General features: G+C 46.9%; 18 protein-coding genes and 1 tRNA gene. 15 read left to right on the top strand and 4 right to left on the bottom strand.

The window, feature by feature from the left end; all coding sequences use genetic code 11:
- Window positions 1-62: 62 nt before the first annotated feature.
- From AC5ZC7_RS09585 to porG, 3 genes are all read left to right on the top strand, one after another.
- Window positions 63-296: a hypothetical protein gene (locus tag AC5ZC7_RS09585; protein ID WP_496159530.1), complete on the top strand. Its 234-nt coding sequence runs from the start codon at window positions 63-65 to the stop codon at window positions 294-296.
- 65 nt (window positions 297-361) lie between these two features.
- The gene (locus AC5ZC7_RS09590) at window positions 362-709 is read left to right on the top strand and encodes a DsrE family protein (protein ID WP_511911473.1); all 348 of its coding nucleotides are present in this window, start codon (window positions 362-364) and stop codon (window positions 707-709) included.
- 170 nt (window positions 710-879) lie between these two features.
- Entirely contained in the window at window positions 880-1,746 is an 867-nt protein-coding gene (porG, locus tag AC5ZC7_RS09595; protein ID WP_496159528.1) for a type IX secretion system protein PorG, read from the top strand.
- A 94-nt stretch (window positions 1,747-1,840) separates the two neighbouring features.
- Here porG and AC5ZC7_RS09600 read toward each other — a convergent pair whose 3' ends face one another.
- On the bottom strand, window positions 1,841-2,173 hold the full coding sequence (locus AC5ZC7_RS09600; protein ID WP_496159527.1) for a hypothetical protein: 333 nt from the start codon (window positions 2,171-2,173) through the stop codon (window positions 1,841-1,843).
- Window positions 2,174-2,347: 174 nt separating this feature from the next.
- Here AC5ZC7_RS09600 and AC5ZC7_RS09605 point away from each other — a divergent pair, with 174 nt between their 5' ends.
- The 3 genes from AC5ZC7_RS09605 (at window position 2,348) to AC5ZC7_RS09615 (ending at window position 5,187) form a co-directional block, all read left to right on the top strand.
- The gene (locus tag AC5ZC7_RS09605) at window positions 2,348-2,686 is read left to right on the top strand and encodes a hypothetical protein (RefSeq protein ID WP_496159526.1); all 339 of its coding nucleotides are present in this window, start codon (window positions 2,348-2,350) and stop codon (window positions 2,684-2,686) included.
- Window positions 2,687-2,792: 106 nt separating this feature from the next.
- Window positions 2,793-4,715, top strand: coding sequence for a menaquinone biosynthesis decarboxylase (locus AC5ZC7_RS09610; RefSeq protein WP_496159525.1), 1,923 nt, complete (start codon window positions 2,793-2,795; stop codon window positions 4,713-4,715).
- The gene (locus AC5ZC7_RS09615) at window positions 4,687-5,187 is read left to right on the top strand and encodes a DUF6265 family protein (protein ID WP_496159524.1); all 501 of its coding nucleotides are present in this window, start codon (window positions 4,687-4,689) and stop codon (window positions 5,185-5,187) included. Before AC5ZC7_RS09610 ends, AC5ZC7_RS09615 begins: the two co-directional genes overlap by 29 nt.
- Window positions 5,188-5,611: 424 nt before the next feature.
- Here the strand turns inward: AC5ZC7_RS09615 and AC5ZC7_RS09620 are convergent, their stop codons facing one another.
- Window positions 5,612-7,195 (bottom strand): peptide chain release factor 3, encoded by a 1,584-nt coding sequence (locus AC5ZC7_RS09620; protein ID WP_496159523.1) that lies wholly within the window; start codon window positions 7,193-7,195, stop codon window positions 5,612-5,614.
- Between the two features lie 102 nt (window positions 7,196-7,297).
- Here AC5ZC7_RS09620 and AC5ZC7_RS09625 point away from each other — a divergent pair, with 102 nt between their 5' ends.
- From AC5ZC7_RS09625 to AC5ZC7_RS09645, 5 genes are all read left to right on the top strand, one after another.
- The gene (locus AC5ZC7_RS09625) at window positions 7,298-8,551 is read left to right on the top strand and encodes an ABC transporter permease (RefSeq protein ID WP_496159522.1); all 1,254 of its coding nucleotides are present in this window, start codon (window positions 7,298-7,300) and stop codon (window positions 8,549-8,551) included.
- 76 nt (window positions 8,552-8,627) lie between these two features.
- The gene (gene tsaD, locus AC5ZC7_RS09630) at window positions 8,628-9,632 is read left to right on the top strand and encodes a tRNA (adenosine(37)-N6)-threonylcarbamoyltransferase complex transferase subunit TsaD (protein WP_496159521.1); all 1,005 of its coding nucleotides are present in this window, start codon (window positions 8,628-8,630) and stop codon (window positions 9,630-9,632) included.
- Between the two features lie 153 nt (window positions 9,633-9,785).
- Window positions 9,786-11,921, top strand: a complete 2,136-nt coding sequence (locus AC5ZC7_RS09635) for an alpha-L-fucosidase (RefSeq protein ID WP_496159520.1) — start codon at window positions 9,786-9,788, stop codon at window positions 11,919-11,921.
- Window positions 11,922-11,923: 2 nt separating this feature from the next.
- Window positions 11,924-12,640 carry a methyltransferase gene (locus AC5ZC7_RS09640; RefSeq protein ID WP_496159519.1) on the top strand — a complete coding sequence of 239 codons (717 nt, stop codon included), beginning with the start codon at window positions 11,924-11,926 and terminating at the stop codon, window positions 12,638-12,640.
- Window positions 12,641-12,678: 38 nt separating this feature from the next.
- On the top strand, window positions 12,679-15,543 hold the full coding sequence (locus tag AC5ZC7_RS09645; protein ID WP_496159518.1) for a PKD domain-containing protein: 2,865 nt from the start codon (window positions 12,679-12,681) through the stop codon (window positions 15,541-15,543).
- A gap of 4 nt (window positions 15,544-15,547) precedes the next feature.
- Here AC5ZC7_RS09645 and AC5ZC7_RS09650 read toward each other — a convergent pair whose 3' ends face one another.
- Window positions 15,548-16,762, bottom strand: a complete 1,215-nt coding sequence (locus AC5ZC7_RS09650) for an NAD(P)-dependent oxidoreductase (protein ID WP_496159517.1) — start codon at window positions 16,760-16,762, stop codon at window positions 15,548-15,550.
- Between the two features lie 254 nt (window positions 16,763-17,016).
- Between AC5ZC7_RS09650 and AC5ZC7_RS09655 the strand changes: the two genes are divergently transcribed.
- Window positions 17,017-17,100, top strand: a tRNA-Leu gene (locus AC5ZC7_RS09655).
- Between the two features lie 304 nt (window positions 17,101-17,404).
- On the opposite strand, the gene AC5ZC7_RS09660 is transcribed toward AC5ZC7_RS09655, so the two are convergent.
- Window positions 17,405-18,841, bottom strand: coding sequence for a hypothetical protein (locus AC5ZC7_RS09660; RefSeq protein ID WP_496159516.1), 1,437 nt, complete (start codon window positions 18,839-18,841; stop codon window positions 17,405-17,407).
- Between the two features lie 239 nt (window positions 18,842-19,080).
- Between AC5ZC7_RS09660 and AC5ZC7_RS09665 the strand changes: the two genes are divergently transcribed.
- The 3 genes from AC5ZC7_RS09665 (at window position 19,081) to AC5ZC7_RS09675 (ending at window position 24,566) form a co-directional block, all read left to right on the top strand.
- On the top strand, window positions 19,081-19,674 hold the full coding sequence (locus tag AC5ZC7_RS09665; RefSeq protein ID WP_496159515.1) for a sigma-70 family RNA polymerase sigma factor: 594 nt from the start codon (window positions 19,081-19,083) through the stop codon (window positions 19,672-19,674).
- A 69-nt stretch (window positions 19,675-19,743) separates the two neighbouring features.
- On the top strand, window positions 19,744-20,940 hold the full coding sequence (locus AC5ZC7_RS09670) for a FecR domain-containing protein (RefSeq protein WP_496159514.1): 1,197 nt from the start codon (window positions 19,744-19,746) through the stop codon (window positions 20,938-20,940).
- A gap of 200 nt (window positions 20,941-21,140) precedes the next feature.
- Window positions 21,141-24,566, top strand: a complete 3,426-nt coding sequence (locus tag AC5ZC7_RS09675; protein WP_496159513.1) for a SusC/RagA family TonB-linked outer membrane protein — start codon at window positions 21,141-21,143, stop codon at window positions 24,564-24,566.
- Window positions 24,567-24,576 lie beyond the last annotated feature (10 nt).

Here is a 24,576-nt window from a genome sequence, read left to right on the forward strand (position 1 = left end):
GCCCGCAACGCCATTTACCGGCAGTAGCGTATAGTCGATCCCGTAGTATAATTGCTTATTATATGGTAGCCATTATCGTTATTTTATTGTTATTCATGTGCCTTGGATGGGTATTATTATTCCGTCATTTCAGGGCGTTACAAACAGCACACATCAACCTGGTAAAGCAGGAGCAGCGGGAGGCTTCCCTGTTATACCAGCTGCACGATGTGAAAGAGCAGTATCGCAAGCTGGAAGACAAGTTGAGGAAGGTACAATACGAGTTGTATAGCGCGAAGCACAAAGACGAACATTAATTATTGCATTCACATCCACCTTTTTACACTTTTCATTTTGCCAATATTTGGGTAGGTTTGTTGCCATGCAGGTAGTTTTTCAAATCACCTCCGGTGAGCAGGAGGTACAGGCGGCCATGCTGGGGCAGCTCCATAATCTTCTTCAACAGGCGGCCACCACACAAACGGCTATAGGCGTAGAGGTGGTAGTACACGGCCAGGCCTGGAACCTATTATTAAAGGAAGGGAACCCCCTGGCGGAGAAAGTAGCATCTCTGCAGGAGCGCGCCGTTCAATTCCTTATCTGCCGTAATACCCTGCATAGCCGGCAGCTATCCCTCACCCAACTGCTACCTTCAACCCGGGAGGTGCCTGCAGGCATATTTCATTTAGTGAGTCGTCAACAGGAAGGATGGGCCTATATAAGATGTTAGTTTAATTGTTTATTAGTTAATTGGTTTATTAGTTTATTTTTACATTTTTATTGGCCGTGCGGGGATACGTGTGGAAACTATTAGCCGGGGTGCACCAAATAAAAATTGTGATAATAACGTTAAATGGTTTGCAAGATTAAAAAAGGACTAACCTCTTAAACTTTAATACTTTGAAATTGACTAAATCTACCGGAATCCTGTTGTTATTCATGGCCCTTCCTTTTCTCTCTTTTGCGCAGGACTGGCACGTGGGCGCTTTTCTCGGTATTTCTAATTACAGTGGAGACCTGGTGCAGCAAAAGGTGGACATGAAATACACCCGCCCGGCGCTTGGGTTGCTGGTAAGAAAAGACATCAACCGTTACCTCACTATCCGCGCTTCCCTTACCTGGGGAATTGCTACCGGTGCCGACAGCACTAATGCTGAGAAAGCACTGATAGCCAGAAACCTGAGCTTTCGTTCCAATATTTTAGAAGGAAGTTTGATTGGAGAATTCAATTTCCTGGACCTGGAGGAAAAAGGGTTTACGCCCTATGTTTTTGTTGGTATAGGTGGTTTTGGTTTTGATCCAAAAGCCAAAGACCAGTCAGGTAACTGGGTACGGCTGCGTCCATTGGGTACGGAAGGACAAGGATTACCGCAGTATCCGGACCGCCAGCCATACGATTTATTCGCGATTTCCATTCCTTTTGGAGGGGGCGTAAAAGCGATTCTGAATGATAAGTGGACATTGGGCTTTGAAGTAGGCTTCCGTCCTACTACAACGGATTACCTGGATGATGTAAGTAAGACTTATGTAGATCAGAATACATTACTGGCTTATCGTGGTCAGAAAGCAGTGGATATGGCTTACCGCGGAGATGAAGTAACCGGGAAAGTAACACCGGGCACCTATCCTGCGGATGGCTCCAAGCGGGGCTCCGATAAGTATAACGACTGGTATGTATTTTCAGGATTCACCATTACTTATCGTTTAGGTGGTAACAGCGGCTGGGGCAAACAGAAAGCCACCCGTTGCCCGATACTCAGACCATAAACGAAACGTACTGCATAGATATTTAAATGGGTTATTTGTATGCAATCCCCCCGGCTTCGGCAGGGGGGATTTTTTATTGGCATAGTTGTTGAATTTATAAGTTCAAACAGGTATAATGCAGCCACCAGCTTATCACGGAGAGCAGCATCACAAATCGCGGAGAGAGTAATGAAACAGTGCCCGTAAAAAATAAGTTGGTGTGCAACTGCCTGTTATAATTCACTAAAAAGAAATGCCATGAAGAAGTTTTTGTTTTTAGCTTCGGTGATGTTGATAGCGGGTAGTATGAGTATTTCAGCACAACATAGACCTCCTGCGCCACCTTTGCCGCCGCTGCCGCCACATCCAAGGCATTTGCCGCATCCGCCTTTGCCGCCAAGGCCGCATTTTCACCGGCCGCCGATGCCACCGCATCCTCCAAGGCCACACAGACACGCACATTATCGTAAGCACTATAAACCTCACCACCGTCATTATCACCGATATAGCTACGTGAGGTACCCGGGAGCGGAATATAGCCTTAGTTAAGTAATTGCCTGTAGTTGAATCATAAGTACACCACAATTTTTGCCAACCAATCTTGAACTAAAAACCACACAACATGAAAAAAGTATTGTTAATGATGCTGCTGATGGGCGGTGCAGTGCTAAGCACTTCCGCACAAAGAGGATACGACAATGGATATCGTGATCATGGCCGGGGACATGGCCGCTGGAAACATGAAGATCGCTGCGACGACCGCTACGAACGTAGAAGAGATTGCCGCCGCGACTGGGATGATGAGGATGAACAGTGCTACCGTCCAAGAAGAAGGGTAGTGTATGCACAACCCGCTTATTATCCAGTAGTACCAGTACCCATTCCGGTTCCAGCACCAGTGCGCTACTACCCATCCAGGCCCAGGGCCGTATTCCATGCAGGCGTTACAATTGTGAACTGATAACTGAAAATGGAATAAAATGAATGCCTCCCATTATTTAATGGGGGGCATTTTGTTATTGCGGTATGGGTTGGTTACTTTTGTTGATTGGTAACAAGATTCAAACATGGCATATAAAAATCTCAGACACTTTATAGATACGCTGGAGCAGGCAGGCGAACTGGTACGCATCAAAACCTATGTGGACCCTAAACTGGAAATAGCTGAAATAACAGACCGGGTGAGCAAATCGCCTGATGGTGGTAAAGCATTGCTGTTTGAAAATACAGGCACCGATTTCCCGGTACTCATCAACTCTATGGGCAGCTATAAACGGATGTGCCTCGCACTGGGAGTACAGGAGCTGGATGACGTAGCTAGTGAAATTGAAAACCTTTTTAAACTGTTATCCAAACCCAAGGAAAGTATACTGGATAAACTGGCATTACTGCCTAAACTGGGTCAATTTGCCTCCTGGATGCCGAAAGTAGTTAGCGGTAAGGGCAGCTGCCAGGAAGTAGTAATGGCCAACCCTGATATGGGCAAATTGCCCGTTCTCACCTGCTGGCCTAAAGATGGCGGTCCTTTTGTGACATTACCCGTTATACATACCAAAGACCCGCTCACCGGCACCCGCAACGTAGGGATGTACCGGATGCAGGTATTTGAAAAAGACATGACCGGTATGCATTGGCATAAACATAAAGTATCTGCCAAGCATTTCATGGAATATAAGAAGCTGAATAAGCGTATGCCCGTTGCCGTAGTACTCGGTGGCGATCCGGTATACACTTATTCTGCCACTGCACCGTTGCCTGAAAACGTAGATGAATACATGTTGGCAGGTTTTCTTCGCAAGAAGAAAGTAGAACTGGTAAAATGTATTACCCAACCTGAAATAGAAGTACCGGCAGATGCCGATTTTGTAATAGAAGGTTACGTGGACCCCTCGGAAGAGCTGATCTGGGAAGGACCGTTTGGCGACCATACCGGCTACTATTCGCTGGCTGACTGGTACCCTAAATTCCATATTACCGCTATTACCCATCGAAAAGATGCCGTATATCCTTCCACGATAGTAGGTATTCCTCCGCAGGAAGACGCCTGGATCGGAAAAGCGACAGAACGTATTTTCCTGGCGCCTATTAAAATGACACTGGTACCGGAAATTGTTGACATGGAAATGCCGGTAGAAGGGGTTTTCCATAACCTGGTGATTGCGCAAATCAAGAAAGATTATGCAGGGCAGGCACAGAAAGTGATGAATGCTATGTGGGGAGCCGGACAAATGATGTTCAATAAGATCCTCGTGGTAACAGACGATGGTGTGAAGATCAACGATTATAAACAGCTGGCACAGCATGTCTTCCGGCATCTGAACCCGGCCACAGATATTTACCTCAGCCAGGGGCCTATGGATGTGTTGGATCATTCCTGCTCTAAAATGGGCTTTGGCGGCAAAATGTGTATAGACGGCACCCGCAAATACGAAGAAGAAACAGATACTGCTTATTTGCAGGTAGCTACGCCAGCTGCCATTGATACGGCCGCTATTATGCAGCAGTTCCCTGAAATTAAGGGCATCAACAGCCAGCTGCTGGCAATGGATATCTCCTGTATACTGGTAGCAATAGAAAAAAGCCGGCCATTTCATGTGCGGGAACTGAATGAACAACTCTATGCCCTGCCCGCATTGGCAGGCGTAAAGATGATTCTCTATGTGGAACATACCGTAGACGTGAGCGACCTGGCCTCGGCATTGTGGCGCTTCTGTAATAACCTGGATCCTAAACGGGATAGCTTTGTAATTAATAAGCCGGCTGCTACCCCCGGAAAATATATAGGAGGTATTGGTATGGACGGTACCCTGAAAACCAGGCTGCTGGATGGCTTTGAGCGCGACTGGCCCAATATTATTGTGGCAGATGACGCCACCATCAGTAAAATAGACGCCAAATGGGGAGAATTGGGCATAGGTCCTTTCCTGGCTTCTCCCTCTCTCAAATACAAACAACAGATTTATGGTGAAGAAGCAGTGGTACAACAGTAAACTCTTACCGCTGCTGCTATTGCTACTGGCCGGCAGCTTCCAGGTAGCCGGCCAGGCTAACCCGGCCGATTTCCGTATCCTGGATAAGCTGGCCGGTACCTGGAGCATGAATACCCGCAAAAGCACGATCGTGGAAAGCTGGAGCAAACTCAATGACTCTACCTGGAGCGGCAAAACCTGGCGCATTGTAGGCGCCGACAGCGCCCTACAGCAGACCATGCAGCTTGTGAGGCGGGAAAATGAGATGTATTTCCTGCCAGTGTATGCAGGGCATCAGCCCAAAACACCTGTGCGCCTGCGATTACGGGTATTAAAGCCAATAGGTTTCGTAGCAGAAGATCTTAATAACGACTTCCCTAAAAAAATTACTTATCGATTTAAAGATGTCCGCCACCTGGAAGCCCGCGTAGAAGGCACCCGGGATGGGACGATTGAGGAGTATATTTTTCAGTACATTATTGCTGAAGATTGAGAAGAGAGCAGAAAGCATAAAGCGGAAAGCAAAAAGCTATTGAAACGAATAATGAAAGCGTATTAATATCCGCTCTGATCATTCGTTTCAATAGCTTTTTGCTTTCCGCTTTATGCTTTCCCAAAGTTTCCCGATTGCGTAAATCATTTTCCCGCTTTGAGAGTGTTGCGGAGATGATGGCACTTACTTTTGTATAACACACGATATACAGAAACACCTAAATCAAAATATTCTCAATAAAGCAATAATTTGAGTTGGTCGTACAAGCAATGCCGCACCTGTTCACGGGAAGCGGCCTTTTTTTTGAGCGGAAAGCATAAAGCATAAAGCAAAAAGCTATGGAAGCGAATAATGAAAGCGTATTAATATCCGCTCTGATCATCCGCTTCCATAGCTTTTTGCTTTCTGCTTTATGCTTTCCGCTCTACTTATGTATCTCGGAAGTGAAGTTGAACTGGATATCCGGGTTATTGGTTCTTTCTGTATTTAAGTACCATTCGGATTGGGCCAGGTATACCAGGTGTCCGTCTTTATCTTCAACGATGTTGGAAGATTTAAAGCGGATGAATTCTTCGATTTTATTTTTAGGGCCGGTCAACCAGCAGGCTTTGTAGAATGGCAGTGTATTGAACTGACACGCGGCGCCATATTCCTGCAGGAGGCGGTATTGGATTACTTCAAACTGGAGTTCTCCCACACAACCGATGATTTTACGGTTGCCGCCATGCTGGGTAAACAGCTGGGCAACGCCCTCGTCTGTCAGCTGACGGATACCTTTTTCCAGTTGCTTGGTTTTCATTGGGTCCTTGTTCACCAGTTCCTTGAATAGTTCAGGAGAGAAGCTGGGAATACCAGTGATGTAGAAGTTTTCGCCTTCTGTTAAGGTATCGCCTATTTTGAAGTTGCCGGTATCAAACAAACCTACTACGTCGCCAGGGAAGGCATCGTCTACAATGTTTTTCTCGCGGGCGAGGAAGCTGTAAGGGTTGCTGAATCTAACGTCTTTGTCTAAACGAACGTGATGATAGAATTTGTTGCGTTCAAATTTGCCGGAGCAAACGCGGAGAAACGCAATACGGTCGCGGTGCCGTGGATCGAGGTTCGCGTGTATTTTGAAAACGAAGCCGCTGAATTTATCTTCATTGACTTCAATTTCGCGGGTGGTAGCGGTACGGTTGCGGGGTACCGGTGCAATGTCTACGAAGGTATCGAGCAGGTCTTTCACCCCGAAGTTATTAACGGCGCTACCAAAGAATACGGGCGCCAGTTTACCGGCAAGGTATTCTTCGCGGTTGAAGGTATCGTATACGCCTTCAATCAGTTCGACGTCTCCCCGTAGCTGGGCGGCATCTTTTTCGTTGAAGTGCTCATCCACGTAGCTGCTGCTGAGGTCGGGCAGTGGTACGATATCGTCGTCAGTGGCTTTCTTATTGGGTTGGAACGCTACCAGGTTTTTATCGTAGAGGTTATATACCCCTTTGAAATCGCTACCCATGTTGATAGGCCAGCTGAGTGGTCTTACACGGATATTGAGTTTTTCTTCCAGTTCATCCAGGAGGTCGAACGGATATTTACCGTCGCGGTCCATTTTATTCACAAAAATGATAACGGGAGTATCGCGCATGCGGCATACTTCCATTAGTCTTTCCGTTTGTTCTTCCACCCCTTTCACGCAGTCGATTACCAGTACCACACTGTCTACCGCAGTCAGGGTGCGGTAGGTGTCTTCCGCAAAGTCCTTGTGACCGGGGGTATCCAGGAGGTTAACGAGGATATCGCGGTATTCGAAGGTCATAACGGAAGTGGCCACGGAGATACCTCTCTGTCTTTCAATTTCCATGAAATCCGAGGTGGTATGTTTTTTTATCTTATTAGACTTCACTGCACCAGCCGTTTGAATGGCACCGCCAAACAGGAGGAATTTCTCTGTCAGCGTAGTTTTACCGGCATCCGGGTGGGCGATGATAGCAAAGGATTTTCTTTTATTGATCTCGTTAGCGTACTTCATAAATGTCCGAAAAATGGCAGCAAAGGTAACTAAATTTTTTGTCCGGCTATATTTCGTGTTTATTGGCACTGCCGGTGAGCATAAATCCGCTAAATTTGGAATATGATAGCGACCCTTAAAATATTATGGAATAGTTTCAAAATGGCGATACAAGAGCTGCGGGTGAATAAGCTGCGTACGTTTTTGTCGCTGTTCGGAATCACCATAGGCATCTTCTGTATCATTGCCGTGCTTACGTTGACAGGCAGCCTGGAACATAATATCCGGAAGGATCTGGCAGACCTGGGGGAAGACGTGATTTACTTGCAGAAGTGGCCCTGGGGAGGCAACGGAGAATATGCCTGGTGGAAATACATGAACCGTCCGGAGCCACAGTTCAAGGATTTGAAGCCTGTACAAGATAAGGTGCATAGCGCGAGTTATGCTTCTTTTAATTTTGATGTGAGCAACAAAAAGGTGGAGTATGGGAGTGATTATATGGATGGGGTGACCATGACGGCGGTGAGTAATGACTTTGACCAGATACAAACCCTGCAAATACTGGATGGGCGCTTTTTTGCCAATACAGAAAGTAATAGTGGGGCTAATGTGGCTATTCTTGGGTTTACGATCTGGGATGGGTTGTTTGCTTCCCCGGAATCGGCGCTGGGTAAGATTGTGAAGATTGCCGGCCGGGATGTAAAAGTCATCGGGGTGCTGAAAAAGAAAGGGGAGAGCATGATTGGTGCGGGTAGTTATGATAATGCGATTATTTTGCCTTATCGTTTTGCACGTACCATTGTAGATGAGCGTCGTAATGCAGATCCTTACATTTTGGTGAAAGCGAGGCCCGGTGTGAGCCTGGATCAGCTCAAAGATGAGCTGAGAGGAGTGATGCGGGCAGCACATCGGTTAAAGCCAAGAGAGGAGGATGATTTTGCACTGAATGAAATCAGCTCTGCCAATGATAGCTTAAATTCCATGTTTGCCATGATTAATTTGGGGGGAGGGCTTATCGCTTTCTTTTCATTGCTGGTAGGCGGTTTCGGGATAGCCAATATTATGTTTGTGACGGTGAAGGAGCGTACCAATATTATAGGACTGAAAAAAGCTATAGGTGCGCGTAAAAGTATTATTCTGATGGAATTTTTGCTGGAGTCTGTTTGTCTTTGTTTATTCGGAGGGGTGCTGGGGCTGCTGATGGTGTATCTTTTAACAGTCATCATTGGATCAGTTAGTTCCTTTGAAATGATTATATCTGTGGGGGCTTTTGTGGGGGGAATGGTTACTTCTGTGGGGGTAGGGATGCTGGCAGGGTTTATTCCGGCCTACCTGGCCAGCAGGCTGGATCCGGTGGTAGCTATCCGGAGTAATTAAGCAGAAAGATATTGGGCAGCAGTGATGCTGTTGTACAGGCGGGGTTTTCCCGCCTTTTTTATTAATTTTGCGGCTTATGTCTGTTAAAATATTAGCGATAGAATCCTCTTGTGATGATACAGGGGCGGCCGTACTGGTAGATGGAAAGGTATTATCCAATCATATTGCCAATCAGAAGGTACATGAACAATATGGGGGTGTGGTGCCGGAACTGGCGTCCAGGGCGCACCAGGAGAATATTGTACCGGTAGTGGATATCGCCCTGCAAACGGCGGGTGTAAAGCGGGAGGAGTTGACGGCTATTGCTTTTACGCAATCGCCGGGGTTGATTGGCTCGCTGCTGGTAGGTAGTTGCTTTGCCAAGTCGATGGCCATGGCGCTGGATATTCCGCTGATTGGCGTGCATCATATGCAGGCGCACGTATTGGCTAATTTCATTGACGACCCCAAGCCCGATTTCCCATTTTTATGCTTAACGGTGTCTGGTGGCCACACGCAGATCGTTTTATGCGAAAGTCCGCTGTCGATGCGGGTAATTGGTGAAACGCTGGATGATGCCGCTGGCGAAGCGTTTGACAAAAGTGCCAAAATATTGGGCCTGCCTTATCCAGGTGGCCCATTGATCGATAAATATGCCCAATCTGGCAACCCGGAACGGTTTAAGTTTACAGAGCCGCGTATTCCGGATCTGAACTTCAGCTTCAGTGGCCTGAAAACAGGGATTCTCTATTTCCTGCAGGAAAATCAGAAGGAAACCCCGGATTTCATCCAACAAAATTTACCTGATATCTGCGCCTCTATACAGCAACGTATTATCACTATTCTGTTGAATAAGGTGGTGAAAGCGGCAGAGGAAACAGGGATCCGGGATATTGCCATTGCTGGTGGCGTAAGCGCCAATAGTGGCCTGCGTAAAGCATTGCAGGTGTATGGAGAAAAATATCACTGGCGTACTTTTATTCCAAAGTTTGAGTATTGTACCGATAATGCGGGTATGATTGCCATCACGGCGTACTATAAATACCTGGCGGGTGATTTTGCCTCGCTCGACGTGGTGCCTACCGCCAGAGCCGCTTTTTAGCTGTAGCAAAGGTGGTCACCATTTTAACCACATCTCCGGAAAAAAAGAAAAAAAGCAGAAAGCTGTTAAAAGGCCAACAGCTTTGGGTAAAATGCTATTCCTTTCCTTAACTGAATCGATTTAGCTTTATCTGATATATAACAGCAAATATCTATGAAGAAAGTCCTGATTGCTTTACTGGGTCTGACAATGACCTTTCAATTTGCGTCGGCACAAGAACAGGCCGCACAAACCGGGTGGAAGAACCAGAAGTATTCCATGTTTATTCACTGGGGAGCCATTTACTCTACATTAGGTGGTGTTTGGGAAGGTAAACCGGTTACCAGGGGTTATAGTGAGCAAATACAGGCGCATGCCGGTATTTACAGTGATGTGTATGGAGATGTGGCCAAACAATTCCATCCTGAACAATGGAATGCGGATTCAATTGTACTGCTGGCAAAGGCTGCGGGCATGAAATCGGTGGTGATGACCTCGAAGCACCATGATGGTTTCTGCATGTTTCATTCTGCCTATACCGACTATAATGTAGTAGATGCTACGCCTTTTAAAAGGGATGTACTGAAAGAATTATCGGATGCCTGTCAGCGTCATGGCCTGAAGTTCGGGATGTATTTTTCGCTGATCGACTGGCACTTTCCGCAGGCGTATCCTATTTCCAGTTCCAACAGCGACCCTATTACACCGGAGCATCACGAGTATAATAAAAAGCAGGTAACAGAGCTGATGACTAACTACGGCCCCGTATCTGAGATCTGGTTTGATATGGGATCACTGACAGCACAGCAGAGCCGCGACCTGGCAGATATTGTACATCGTTTACAACCGGGATGTATGGTGAGTGGACGATTAGGGAATGATGCCGGAGATTTTTGTGTGATGGGAGATAACCAATACCCTGATTATAAAATTGCTTCGGCCTGGCAAACGCCCGCCTCTGTATATGATGAAACCTGGGGCTATCGTAGCTGGCAACAGCACGGTAAGGCTGCGGATAAAGCACATGAAAAGTTGGAAGGCCTGATTAAAGTAGTAAGCAGGGGAGGCAACTACCTGTTGAACATCGGTCCCCGTGGAGATGGATCTGTAGTAGATTTTGAGAGAGAAGTATTACTGCTCAATGGCGCCTGGCTACAACTCAATGGGGAAGCCATTTATAGCGCATCTGCCAATCCATTTGATACCACGTTCGCCTGGGGTGAAGTGACAACGAAACCCGGCAAGCTGTATCTGCACCTGTTAAAAAATCCGGATAACGGCACTATTATTTTACCAGGACTGAACAGTAACATCAGCATGGTAACTTTATTGAGCAGTGGTAAGAAATTACCCGTAAAAATCAGTGTAAAAGAGGGACTTACCCGGTTACAACTGCCAGCGGGTTTTAGTGTAGCCGATAAAGATATTCCCGTGTTGGTACTTACCTGCAAAGGTGGCGTGGATATTACGCCGCAGCATTTACTGCGTCAGGCTACGCGCTTAACGAGGGATAATGCTACGCCGCTGTTTAGCTTTTCCGGGGTTGATTACGAAAGCTATTATCGCAGCCAGGTAGGTGATGCCTGGGCATTTACCAGCGTTCGTCCCGCCCATTTGAAATTGATTTATACGGAGGCAGAAAAAGGCAGAAGTATTCAGCTGATGCTGAATGGCAACAGCGAGGTAATACCACTCACTGGTGGCAGGGAGCTGCCGCTGCATAACGATGCCGCCCATCTCCAGTGGGGACCTATGTACAGTGATGGTCCTTTCTGGTCAGGCATTGACGGTACACATGGCTCCGTAAAAGATATTGATCCTGCGCAAGCCTGGCCTGATAAGGATCATAAAGCCTGGACGCTGCAATCCGGCTGGAAGAATGATGCCGTGATTAAAGTGCCGGGTGGCAGGAGCGAAGCTAATTACATCTTACAGGAAATTACCGCTACACAGGCGGGTGATTACCTTATTGGTTTCACCAGCGGTGACGGTATTGCCGTGTATTTAAATGGAGAAGAGCAGACCTTACATAATAACCCGGAAAGAGGCGGACAGCAAAACGAAGTGCTGTTGTTGCCGCTGAAGGCGGGTAAGAACCAGTTGGTGGTAAAATATTACAACCGTTTTGCAAAAGAAATGGTGATGGGTATTAATCGCCAGGTACCGCAGGTATTGTATGAACAAGTGTTGAATACGGCTGTTAAAGGCAATGGTAAAGTAGAAACGGTTGTGATCAGGGAGGCTAACCCGGTATCGGTGCATCGCAATTTGCGGATGCCTAACCTGGCGGTAGTGATGGAGTCAAAATAGCGATGGCAAATACATTTTTTAAATTTAAGCAGTTTACGGTTCACCAGGAGCATTGCGCCATGAAAGTGTGTACAGACGCCTGTATACAGGGAGCTTTCACGGCGCAATACCTGGCGCATAAAAACGTACCTGCCATACTGGATATTGGCGCCGGCACCGGTTTGCTCAGTTTGATGCTGGCCCAGCAAACCCATGCCGCTATTACAGCGGTGGAACTGGATCCGGGGGCAGCCATGCAGGCCCGGGCCAATTTTGCCGCCTCATTATGGGCGGATCGCTTAACCCTTACGGAAACGGATATACGTGATATGGCCCCTGTATTGCCGTATGATTTTATTGTCACCAATCCACCTTTTTATGAGCGTGCGCTGAAAAGCGGGCATACACAGAAGGATCAGGCCATGCACGCCACGAACCTGAGTTACGGAGAGCTGATAAAAGCGATCGACAGGCAGTTGGCGCCATCAGGAGAAGTATCCGTGCTCCTGCCATATACCGCATTTGAAACATTCCGGGAACTGGCGATAGCGGCCGGGTTTCAGCTCCGGGAGGTATTGTATATCCGGCAAACGGTGAACCATGGCTTTTTCCGGGCCGTGGGTATTTTTAGCCGGGGGGCGGGAGATACTACCGTAAAAGAGTTAGCCATACATGATGCTAACCGGGTGTATACCAATGCCTTTGTTGCTTTGTTGACACCCTACTACCTGTATCTATAAGTATTTAGTATCTTCGTCCCCGCTATTTATCCTTGTTTATGTACAGAAGAATTGTTTGTTTTTGTCTGTTACTGTTGGCTACATTTTCGGCTACCGCCCAGAAAGAAGTTTACCGATGGTATTTTGGCTATAATGCCGGTATCAACTTTAATACGACACCCGCCTCTATTCTCACCGATGGCCAGACGTATACCCGTGAAGGGGTGGCTACTATTTGCGATGGTACCACAGGTGATTTGTTATTTTATACAGAAGGAAGTACGGTATGGAATGCCCAACACCAGATAATGCCTAACGGTACAGGGTTACTGGGAGATCCCTCCAGCGTGCAATCGGCTATTGCGGTACCTTTCCCTGGTCATCCGGGCCAATACTATTTATTTACCACCATGACCGACAAAGGGTTCCGTTATAATCTGCTGGATATGGCGCTGGACAATGGCCATGGAGATATTGTTGCCAGCACAAGAAATACGGTGCTACTGGATAATTCCATGAGTACAGAGAAAATGGCTGCCACCAGGCATTGTAACGGAAAGGATTACTGGGTGGTGACCCATGCCAGGAACAGTGCGGACTATTACGTATACCTGTTAACATCAGCGGGGTTATCAGCGCCTACCGTATATACTACCGGTGCTGTCATTCATCCCGGAGGCTGGGAAGAAGCGGGATATATCAAGTTTTCGGATGACGGCGGTACTATTGTGCATTCAATAGCCTCCCTGCAGCAAGGGGCTATGAGTAAGGTCGATCTTTTAAAATTTGATAATACTACCGGCGCCATCAGCGCTCCTTTCCAAACACTGAATGCGGTTTTTCCTACAGGGGTGGAATTTTCACCTGACGGAAAACTGCTGTACGTGGTGAGTATGAATTACCAGGTATGGAGCCTTATTTATCAATATGATCTTACGGCAGCAGATGTGAATGCCTCACAAACGATAGTGGCCAGTGTTGATTATCCTATGCAGATGGGGGGAATCCAAATGGGGCCCGACCGGCGCATTTACGTGGGGTACGAGAAAGGGCAAGGGTATCGTTATGTAGGGCTGATTACACAACCGAACGTAAGAGGAACGGGGTGTAATTTTGTGCAGGACGGCATGGATATGGACCCAACTGGTCAGGGGCTGCGACGTACCTCGTTGTGTTTTCCTACGTTTGTGAATAGCTTTTTGTATGTGCCTGCTGATTTTAATGTTTCCTCCGATTGTGACGGGAAGGCTACCTTTAAGCTGGTCAATGAAACGGGGGTAACAGGTGTATTATGGGATTTTGGAGACGGAACCACTTCCCAACAAATGAGCCCCGAACACATTTATGCGAGTAAGACAACCTACACCGTAAAGGTAACTGTTACCGCAAAATGTAGCACCAATAACAAAACCCGTGATGTGGTTATTGACGGCAAAATAGATAAAGCGGTTACCCAATTTATTTGTGATGGAAGTTCTTATGTTTTGCCGGACGGAAAGACGATCAATGCCGAAGGAACTTATGTGAGCACGATTAAAAGAGCCAGCGGCAGTTGCGATAGCGTGATCACGACTACTGTGAAGTTTTGGCCCACTTATAATAAAAAGGAAGATGCCAGCATTTGCACCGGGCAGCAATACCTGTTGCCAGATGGACGTAGCGTAAGTACTGCGGGTACATATGTATCGTCTTTCAAAACATACCATGGGTGCGACAGTCTTATTACAACTACGTTGACGGTTTTGCAGCCAGCTGATTTCACCGTTTCCAATATTTGTGAAGGTAAACCCACTTTTAAACTCGTGGATGCTTCGGGAGCAGCCGGGGTGTCGTGGGACTTCGGAGATGGTAGTACTTCGACGGACGTGTCACCGGAGCATATTTACGCCAGTGAGGGCACCTACACCGTGAAAGTAACGGTTACCGGGCGTTGCAGCAATGATGAGAAAACCCGCCAGGTGCTTAATGAAGCGCGGATACAGCAATCCGTGACCAAATCCATCTGCACCGGAGATAGTTATGTTTTGCCGGACGGGACATCCGTGAATGCGGCAGGAACTTACATTACCACCTTGAAAAGAGTGGCCAGTGGCTGTGATAGTGTGATTACTACCACCGTTAATTTGCTGCCCGTATATAATTTAAAAGAAGTGGTAACGATTTGCGGCAGCCAGGTGTACCAGTTGCCGGATGGACGTCGTGTCAATACCAATGGGACATATGTATCCTCTCTTAAAACATACCGGGGCTGCGATAGTATTATTACCACCACCCTGAATGTTGTATCAGCGCTCCATACGGAAGTGTTTGATACTACATGTAACGGGAGAGCCTATACGCTACCGGATGGCCGTAGTGTATTGGCGGGAGGTGACTACACCAGTACATTAACTTCGGCATATGGTTGCGACAGTATCGTGCTTACGCATCTGGCCTTAAAAAACAAGCCGCTGGTAAGTATTCCGGCGGAAGTATGTTTGTATAATTATATGCCGGCGACGGTGGTGGTACCGCCAGGATATCAGTATTTATGGGAGAATGGCAGCACCACCAACACATTGGTGATCCGTAATCCGGGTGTGTACCGGGTAAATGTCAGCAATGAATGTGGAACCACCGTATTGCAAACAGTGGCCAAAGCCTGTGCATTGGATTTATATGTGCCGAATGCCTTTACCCCTAATGGTGACGGGCAAAACGATATCTTCCGGCTACGTACTCCTCATGGAGAAGTATTACTGGAATTCAGGGTATTTGACCGTTGGGGGGCAGAAATATATACCACCACTGATATCATGCGCGGGTGGGATGGTACTTATAAAGGAGCGCCGCAACCGGTAGGCAGCTATGTATATTTTATCCGTTATAAAAATATAGAAGGGGTAGAGAAGATGCTGAAAGGGGCGGTTCATTTGCTCCGGTAAATTTTCACGAGGCGCCTTTTGCATAATCTTCCAGGTAGGCAAAAGGCGTAGTGAGAGCTCCTTTGCTGGCAATGGTGGCATTTTGTATCATGGTGCCGTCTTGTTTTAATAATTCTTCAAACACATATTTCATCAGTTGATCTCCGAAATACTGGGAGGCATCTCTGGGTAATTCATTGGGCAAATTGCTGACACACATCATGTCTACCGTATCCGGCAGATAAGGAGGGGTTTGTTGCATGGTATCTTTTGTAACGCCATACACCGGGTTTTCTATGGTACTATCGCCCAGGTTACAGGGAACGGATCCGTTGGTATCGTCGGTAATATCGGCGATCACCTGTATGCGGAAATTATCTTTTTTCAGGTCGCCGGGATGAAACAGGGGAGGGATGTTGTGGTCCCAGTAGATGCCATTCATCAGGATATCGCTGGCAGTAACATAAGGCAGGAAGCGGCATTCGTAGTTTTCCGGATGTGCGTGAAAGTCGGCCCGGCTATATGTTTTGTCATCTTTTTTCAGGTATAGTTCTCCTGCTTTTAGTTGGGTATATACGGGATAGGCGTAGCTGTTAACCAGGTATTCTTCCGGAGGGAGATATTTGATCCCGAGCAGGCCCATGATTTCCAATGCGCCGGCAGCAACGCGTCCGGAGCCGGTAATAACGATTTTCATGGGTGGCAATTTGATCCCGAAATAATGTCCGATTAGTTCCTGGAAGTCGTGGCAGGTATGTACTCTTTTGAAGTGAAAGCTTTTTGTTTTTTCCCCAAAAGCCATCAGGCCGTTGTGTGCGCCTACGATGCCGGCAAAGAATCCGAAGCCCAGGATGCGTTGTCCGTCGGGGTGTACGAGGCATTCATAATCTATCAGTGTAATATTTTTTTGCAGGATAGTTTGCAGCATCCGCTGGTTATGTGGCTGCTTTTTTTTGGTATGGCTGAAGAAGAGATAGGTTTTATCCGCTAAAAGATGATCAATAGGCACTTCTTTGATACCCAGCAGGATGGCGCATCCGGCGAGGTCTTCCTGAAGTGGAATGCCTGCTTTTTTATATTCTTCATCCGTGAAGCAACGGCGGGGGGAGGGTTGTACGTATAGCCGTACCTGTGGGAAGTGGTGCAAGATCCACTGGCATTGCTTAGGGGTAAAGGCCACGCGGTTGTCGTGTGGATGTTTTTCTTCCCGGATGAGTCCTATGTGTATCGTGTTTTGCATGTCTGAATTTACGGTATTTTAAGGAACAGCATGGGTAGGGTGGGGATTTTTTTTGAGACGGGCAGCAGGAAGAATTGTTGCTTGTAATTGCTTGTGGTGGCTTATTTTGAGCTATTGGCTAATGTGATGCTGTTATTGGATTTATTGGGTTAGAAAGATTTTTTATGACGGGATGAAAAATTTTCTTGGAGAATAAAAAAGAGTTCCTATATTTGCATCCCGCAATTGACGCGGAGAGTTCTTATAAAATGATTGCCCAGATGGCGGAATTGGTAGACGCGCTAGACTCAAAATCTTGTTTTCGAAAGGGAGTGCAGGTTCGATTCCTGTTCTGGGCACAGTAACTACCAAAAGAAAAGGTTCACGAAAGTGGACCTTTTTTGTTTGTGCCAACTTTGTATTCTATTATTGTTGTAAGGTGTTAAAGAACTTTATTTATTTTAAGTTAACTCATTTTTGTTGGTGCTTTTTACCAACGACAAATCTTCCTTATCATCATTTATTTGCGTTATCCTGAAATCATTGACACAATAAATTCGGCCTTCGAAGGCGCATAATTTGGGGTTAGGATGCCGGATTTTTTCGTCTTATATGGTGTGTAAGTCTAAAAGGAATCACTACAAATGTGTAGGTAAGGCCTTTCTAGCGTATCACTACTACCGCCGCGCTTCCTGCCGGCACATTTACGATGAAGTTATTGTTTAAAGGGCGATATGCCGGAGTGCTCACCGGTGTGAATTTGCCGTTGGCATCAGGCTGACTACCTGCAAAGGTAATGCCGTTGGTAGCGGTGATAGCTGGCGCGCTGAGCATGAATATTTGTGCTGTAGTGGCTTTCATGCCTGGTGTGATGGTGAAGGATATATCCTGGTTATCTTCCTTGTTAATCAATGTAACATATGTTGCGTTGGCATCCTTACAGGTGAATACGCTGGCATTGAGTTGTCCTGTATTTACATCAGCGGGAATGAGGCTACCATGTGCTGCCTGATGGAAAGCCAGCATAGCATAATATTCCGGACGCGCTACGGGAGTGCCGTTCGTCATGGCGATGGGGGTATAGGCGCCACCGGTACCGCCATGAAAGTTAATACCCTGCCCGTTGTATTTTGCTACGGTCCACATATAGTCCAGCGCCCATAGCGCTGATGCAAAAACGTCACTTACTCCTTTTCTTCCGCCAGAATAAACGCTGTTACACTCAGAGATACGGTAAGGCAGTGAGTAAGGCTGTGCATTGTTGTTTAACGTGGCGAGGTATCCTGGTAATTTAGTGTCTGGCGTGAGTATCGTATGATAGGTGATACTGCTGTCGGATGCGGGACCGGTACGATAATAGTGGCCATCAAGCAAATTGATGTTTTGATGACCGGCGGTAGCGAAGCTGGAGATCCACGCTGTTTTGTAAGCTACATCGGGGCCGGCGAAAGGGCTTGCCGGCAGCACATTGCGTACGGCGTGGAAGTACTGGCTCCATTCCTGTTGATAGTTGACATATTGATAGGAAACATCGCGGTGCCCGTTCCTGGAAAAGAGGTCTGTTTCATTGCCAGTTTGAAAGGCCATAAGGTCAGCACCCAGGGCATGGCTTACATAACTTGCTTCTGTAGCTGCTTTGGCAGGATCATATATGCCCAGGTTAAGGCCAAAAAGCACTGGCCAGCCCGTGGCTTTGGCAAAGGCAGCAAAACGATCTACATCGGTAGTAGAGAGGGAGTCCTTGCCGGTGGCTGCGGTGCGTGCAGCATTGGTCCATACAAGCCGGTCGCTGCTGTTGCCGCCCACCCGGATCACCCCATTACCAAGGTTGCGGATCAACTGTACCAGTACCGTATTGGAAGACGTGAGAAAGCTGCTGTCTGGAAGTGTACCGGTTTCATAACTGAAGCCCAGGAAAGAAGTTGACAGGGGCGCCCCGGTTTCATCAGGGTGTATGATTACCGTTGCCAAAACACCTTGTGGCTGCTGAGGAGGCAAGGTAGATGGCACCGTGTCGTTTTTCTTACTGCAACCGGCTATTATGGAGAGGCCTGCAGCAGCAATGGTCACAAATATGCTACGGGAAAGAAGTGTGTGCATATACTCAGAATGTTTATCTATAATGACCAGGCCGATTCACTGAAGTTTAATGTGATGGAATAATCTGCCCTCGTCAGGAGCGTATTACCCCTATAGCCCGGAGATGTGGTCGATGATTATATCATGATATGTTATGGTGCAAAAAAAACACCGGGATTAGTCAAATTAGTGGAGGTTTTATGAGGTTTATTTTAGCTAGATTTAACTACTCGCAATATCTATGATTAATTACCAATGAAATGGAATGTGCCAATGATTATAATGAGCAAGCACTTCTCGCGATGATTGCCCTGGGCAATGAGGCGGCATTCCTGAAATTATTCAACCATAACAAGCGAAAAATTTACACCGTACTATTGGCGATCACTCGTTCACCGGTGCATGCAGAAGAGCTGCTGCAGGATGTATTTGTTGTGATATGGAAGAGGCGGCATAACCTGGCGGAGATTTCCTGTTTTCAATCCTACCTGTTTATTATTACACGCAATAAGGCTTATAAGGCGCTTCGGCAGATAGCCGTGGAAAGACTTGCTGCCGGAGAGTTTCCAATGGAGGAGCTGTATCATGATGATGTGATGGAGACGATATTTACTTCGGAGCAGCGGCAGTTGCTTCAAAAGGCAGTGAGCAGTTTGTCGCCTCAGCAGCGACAGGTATATCAACTGGTAAAGGTGGATGGCTTATCAAGAGAGCAGTCTGCCGCCTTAATGCAAATAAAGCCGGAAACAGTGAAAGCACACCTGGCTAAGGCCGTAAAATTGGTGAAGGCATATTGCCGGACAAGTTTCAGGCTGTGGACTTTTATTATACCTATCTTCTTTGTGATAAAATAATTTTTCCGTTGCACTAACCCGTTTTGTTTTTTCCCCTACTCTTTACTATTAATAACTCCTTTTATAATCATGCAACAGGAAAGGCTACAATTTCTTTTTGACCGCTACATATGGCGGGAGGCGAGCGAAGCGGAAGAGCGTGAGCTGATGGAAATGGTGGCTTCTCCGGCTAATAAGGGACGGCTGATGGATATCCTGCATACTTATATGCATGAAGAGTTGCCGCTCAGCATTCCATCAGATGCTGCGGAAGAAGCAATATTGACATTTATCCGGAAAGAGCGGAAGGACCCGCCGCGGGGCATTATCCGCAGGCGTTTGTGGATGATGGCGGCAGCGAGCATTATTGTGCTGCTGGTAACTTTCTGTGTTTTCCAGTCCCGGCGTCTTACCGTTGTTCCCGGACATGTGCTGGCTTCAGTGGATGTGCCGGCAGGGCAGGCCGGCGCAGTGCTTACGCTTGGAAACGGGAAAAAGATTTTGCTGGATGTTGCGGGCAACGGCGCCCTGGCCGCACAGGGCAAGGTAACGATCAGTAAGTCGGCTGATGTAGTGAGCTATAAATCATTGGGCCACGAAAGTGGACCAGTAGTATACAATACTTTGAGTACGCCAAAAGGCCGACATATGTCGATGGTGTTGGAAGACGGTACGCAGGTATGGCTGAATGCCGCCAGCAGTATACGTTTTCCCTCATCTTTCGCCGGAGGGGCACGTCATGTGGAGGTAACGGGAGAAGTTTATTTCGAGGTAGCCAAGGTATTTGCGCCTGATGGAAAGCGCAGATTACCTTTTACCGTGGCAGCAGGCAATACAACAATAGAAGTATTAGGTACGCACTTTAACGTTAACGCCTATACGGATGAACCATTTGTTGCAACAACCCTGTTGGAGGGAGCGGTGAAGGTTAAAAAAGAAGGGCAGGAAGTGGGGCTGCAGCCGGGACAACAGTCCCTGTCAGGAAAAGATGGTCATCTCACGGTAAACACACACGTTAATACAGCAGAAATAATGGCCTGGAAAGAAGGATATTTTCATTTCGAGAGCACTACATTGGTGGCTGCACTTCGCCAGTTCTCGAGATGGTATGATGTGGATATTGTTTTTGAAGGGGAAGTGCCTGAAGATAAAATATTTGCTATTATAAAACGCAGCAACAGTTTGTCCACGGTATTGAAGGCGCTGCAAACAACCAATACTCATTTTAAAATTGATGGAGGATTAACTACCGGAGCAGAAAAGAAACTGATCATCAGTATGCATTAATTAATTGATTATTTATTACCGCGTTATCTAGTCCAAAAAAAGCCAGAAGTGGCCTTAACACTTCTGGCAGGGATGGGCTTTTAAATACAATTGTCAACCGGATTTACAAACCCAAACATTGCAAAGCTATGCAATTAATTCCTATTTACATTTTATCAAACCAAAGGGCGCTGCGGCCCACTCAAAAATTTTTGAGGATCATGAAAGTAACAGTGTTCCTAATACTCGGTATCTGTTTGCAAGCTGCGGCTGCAAGTACGAACGGGCAAAATGTTACGATGTCGGTCAGGAATATGCCGGCGAAAGAAGTCTTTCGTGAGATACAGCAACAAACGGGCAAAAGCCTGGTGGTAAGCGAAGAGACACTTTTCAAGATTGGCTGCCTTACACTGGATGTGAAAAACCAGCCGGTGGAGAAGGTGCTGGCACTGTGCCTGAAGAAGGATCGTTTTGCCTATAACGATGTGGATGGTATTATCGCCATTTCTGCAAAGCCAGCATCGGTGCTGCCAAAGGAGTCCGCCCCGGTAGTGGATACCCCCGGGATGGTGATCACCGGCCGGGTGGTAGATGTCAATGGTAACCCACTTCCGGGAGCGTCGGTATCCAGGGAGGGTACTCATGATGGTACCGCCACGGATGCCACCGGTGCCTTCCGGTTGAGAGTGCCTGCCGGTAATACGGTATTGCTGGTTACTTATGTTGGGTATGAGCAAACCCGGATAAATATTACCAAGGCTGGTTTTCGAGCGATCACCCTGAAGCCTTCCGAATCAAAGGTGGATGAAGTAGTAGTGGTGGGATACGGTACGCAGAAAAAGGCCAGCCTCACGTCGGCAGTCACGACGGTGAATGCCAAGGAAATGACAAATATTGCCACGTCCAACCTGTCAAACGTGCTGGCAGGGCGGGCTTCCGGTACCTTTGTGCAAACGGGTACCGGTATACCTGGTAAAGCTTCCATCGTGCGTATTCGCTCCTCTTCCTCCTGGAACAGTGCAGGGCCGCTGATCGTTATTGACGGTATTGTGCGCGACCAGGTAGCATTTGATGCACTGGACCCTAACCAGGTGCAGACAATCACCATCCTGAAAGATGCGGCATCCGCGGCCATCTATGGCTCCCGCTCATCCGACGGGGTGTTGCTGGTAACTACCAAAACCGGGAAATCCGGTAAATCTGTCGTTCAGTTCAATTCCGTATTCGGGGTATACAGTAAACCGGAAATAGATGTGAAATACCTCAGCATGGACCAGGGCATGGATATGTATAATTCCACGCACACGGGTGCGGCGGATTTTCGTTACAACCAATACGACCGCGACTGGATACACCAGCATAATCCCAAAGGAAACTTACACTATGATGAACTTTATCATAACCCCTTCAATCAACGTCAGTCACTGAATATATCAGGCGGTACTGACCGCGTTAATTATTTTGTGGGAGGTACTTTTTATGATGAAACCGGATTCCTGCCTCAATTGTCTTACCGGAAATATAATTTACGGAGTAATTTGCAGGTGGCTGTTACCAGGGATCTCAGCATTGGGTTGAACCTCAGCTATAATAACGGGCAACGGCATAGTATACCAGGTCAGAGTGATGATTTATCTGGTCTCTATGAAAAGTTGAAATACATCATGCCTCCCACTACTTATGCATATATCGATGGTAAACCGATGTCTCCCAACTGGGTCACCAACCCGGTGGAGTTCATCAAGAATGGGGGGTATCAGCGTATTACCAAACAATATATGGATGGGATTATTAACGTGGAATACAAAGTACCCTTTATCAAAGGACTTTCATTGAAAGGAGTGGCAGACCTGTATAATGGTAACGATTTCTCCAAAGCATATGCTATACAACCGTTGCTGTACCAGTTTAAGTTAGATCCCAAAAGCGGCATACAGCAGCTATATACCAATGAAGTAATTGGTACCAGGTTATCCACTTCGCCGGCGCAACCTTATGTAGGAAATGAAAATGGCAGAACCAATTCCTATCAGCTGAACGCGATCGCTAATTATGAAGGTCATTTCGGTAAGCACAACCTGAATGTTACCGGTGTTTACGAACAGTTCGATGGGTATTACACTTACTCCAGTATCTATAAATATAACTTCCCGGTATTTACTACGGACCAGTTTCCCTTTGCCAGCCGTGCATCCGGCGACACTAAAGCCGATGGCTTTGAAAGTTACCTGGATTCACGCGTATCTTACGTGGGCAGGGTGAATTACGACTATGGACACAAATACCTGGTATCTGCTTCTGTACGTGCTGATGGCTCTTCCAAATTTTCGAAGAATAAACGTTGGGGATATTTTCCGGCAGCCTCTTTCGGATGGGTATTGTCTGAAGAAAATTTCATGGCCGGGCTGAAAAGAAGTGGGGTGGATTTGCTGAAACTGCGTGCATCCTATGGATCTACTGGTAACGATAACATCCCCGCCTGGCTATTCAAGGAGATATATAATGCATCCTCCACGCCATTCTACCTGGGAGATCCTGCTTCTTTGAAATCTATCCTTGCCTATAACGGTATTGCCCAAACGAATTATACCTGGGAAGGCGCCAAATCCTACAACGCGGGTGTAGACCTGAATTACAGGCAACATTGGAATGTGGTATTCGATGTATGGACAAAGAATACTTTTAACATTCTTGGCCAACGCATACTCGAAACCCCGGTGGAATTTGGTTCCAGTTATCCGATAGAAAACTATGGCAGGATGAGCGCAAAAGGGATGGACATCGAGCTGGGATATGTCAATGGAAAAATAGGTAAAGACTTCACCTTCGATGTGAAAGCCAATTTCGGGCTGGCCACTACCAAAGTGCTGGTAAAGGATAAAGCCCTGGGTGCTACATCTGCGGAAGATCCTGTTGGAAAACCATTGAACTACCAGGTAGGATACCAGACCAGCGGTATCCTGCGCACTGATGCCGATGTATCTGCCCTTCCTACCGGTTATACCATTTTTGGTGTAAAGCCAGAGAAAGGAATGATGAACTTTGTTGATGTAGGCGGTCCTGGTGGAAAGCCGGATGGAGTGATCGATAGCTATGATAAAGTAGTGGTAGCGCAATACTCCAATGCACCTATCATAGGTAGTCCCAGTAACGGTGGCACCGCCCAGTCCAACAATGCCCCTATCTCTTATGGTCTTAATATCAATCTTGGATACAAAGGCTTTCGCCTGAACGTACTGTTCGCCGGCCTGGCAGGTTACAAAGTGATCTATAACGATCCATGGGGCAGGAATGGTGGTCAGATTCCATACCCTGCGTATTACGCGGATTCCTATTCCGAAAGTAATCCTAATGGGAAATTTCCACGGCTATACAATTCCAGCGGCAATCAGCGGCAGGATTATTCCGTCGTGTCATCCCTGAATATATTCCGCGGCGATTTCCTGCGCCTCAAAAATCTGAACCTCTCATATGATTTCTCACAAACATTATTAAAGAGAAGTGGTTTAAGTACTGCCCAGGTATTTGCGGGCGCCACAAACCTGTTCTGCCTGAGGAAGTTCAAGTTGTATGATCCTGAGGTATATTCCTACGGCAGTTATCCCATTATGACAAATGTGACACTTGGCCTTAATGTACAGTTCTAATGCTAAAAAG

Source organism: Chitinophaga sp. 9-1-y, assembly GCF_059511905.2.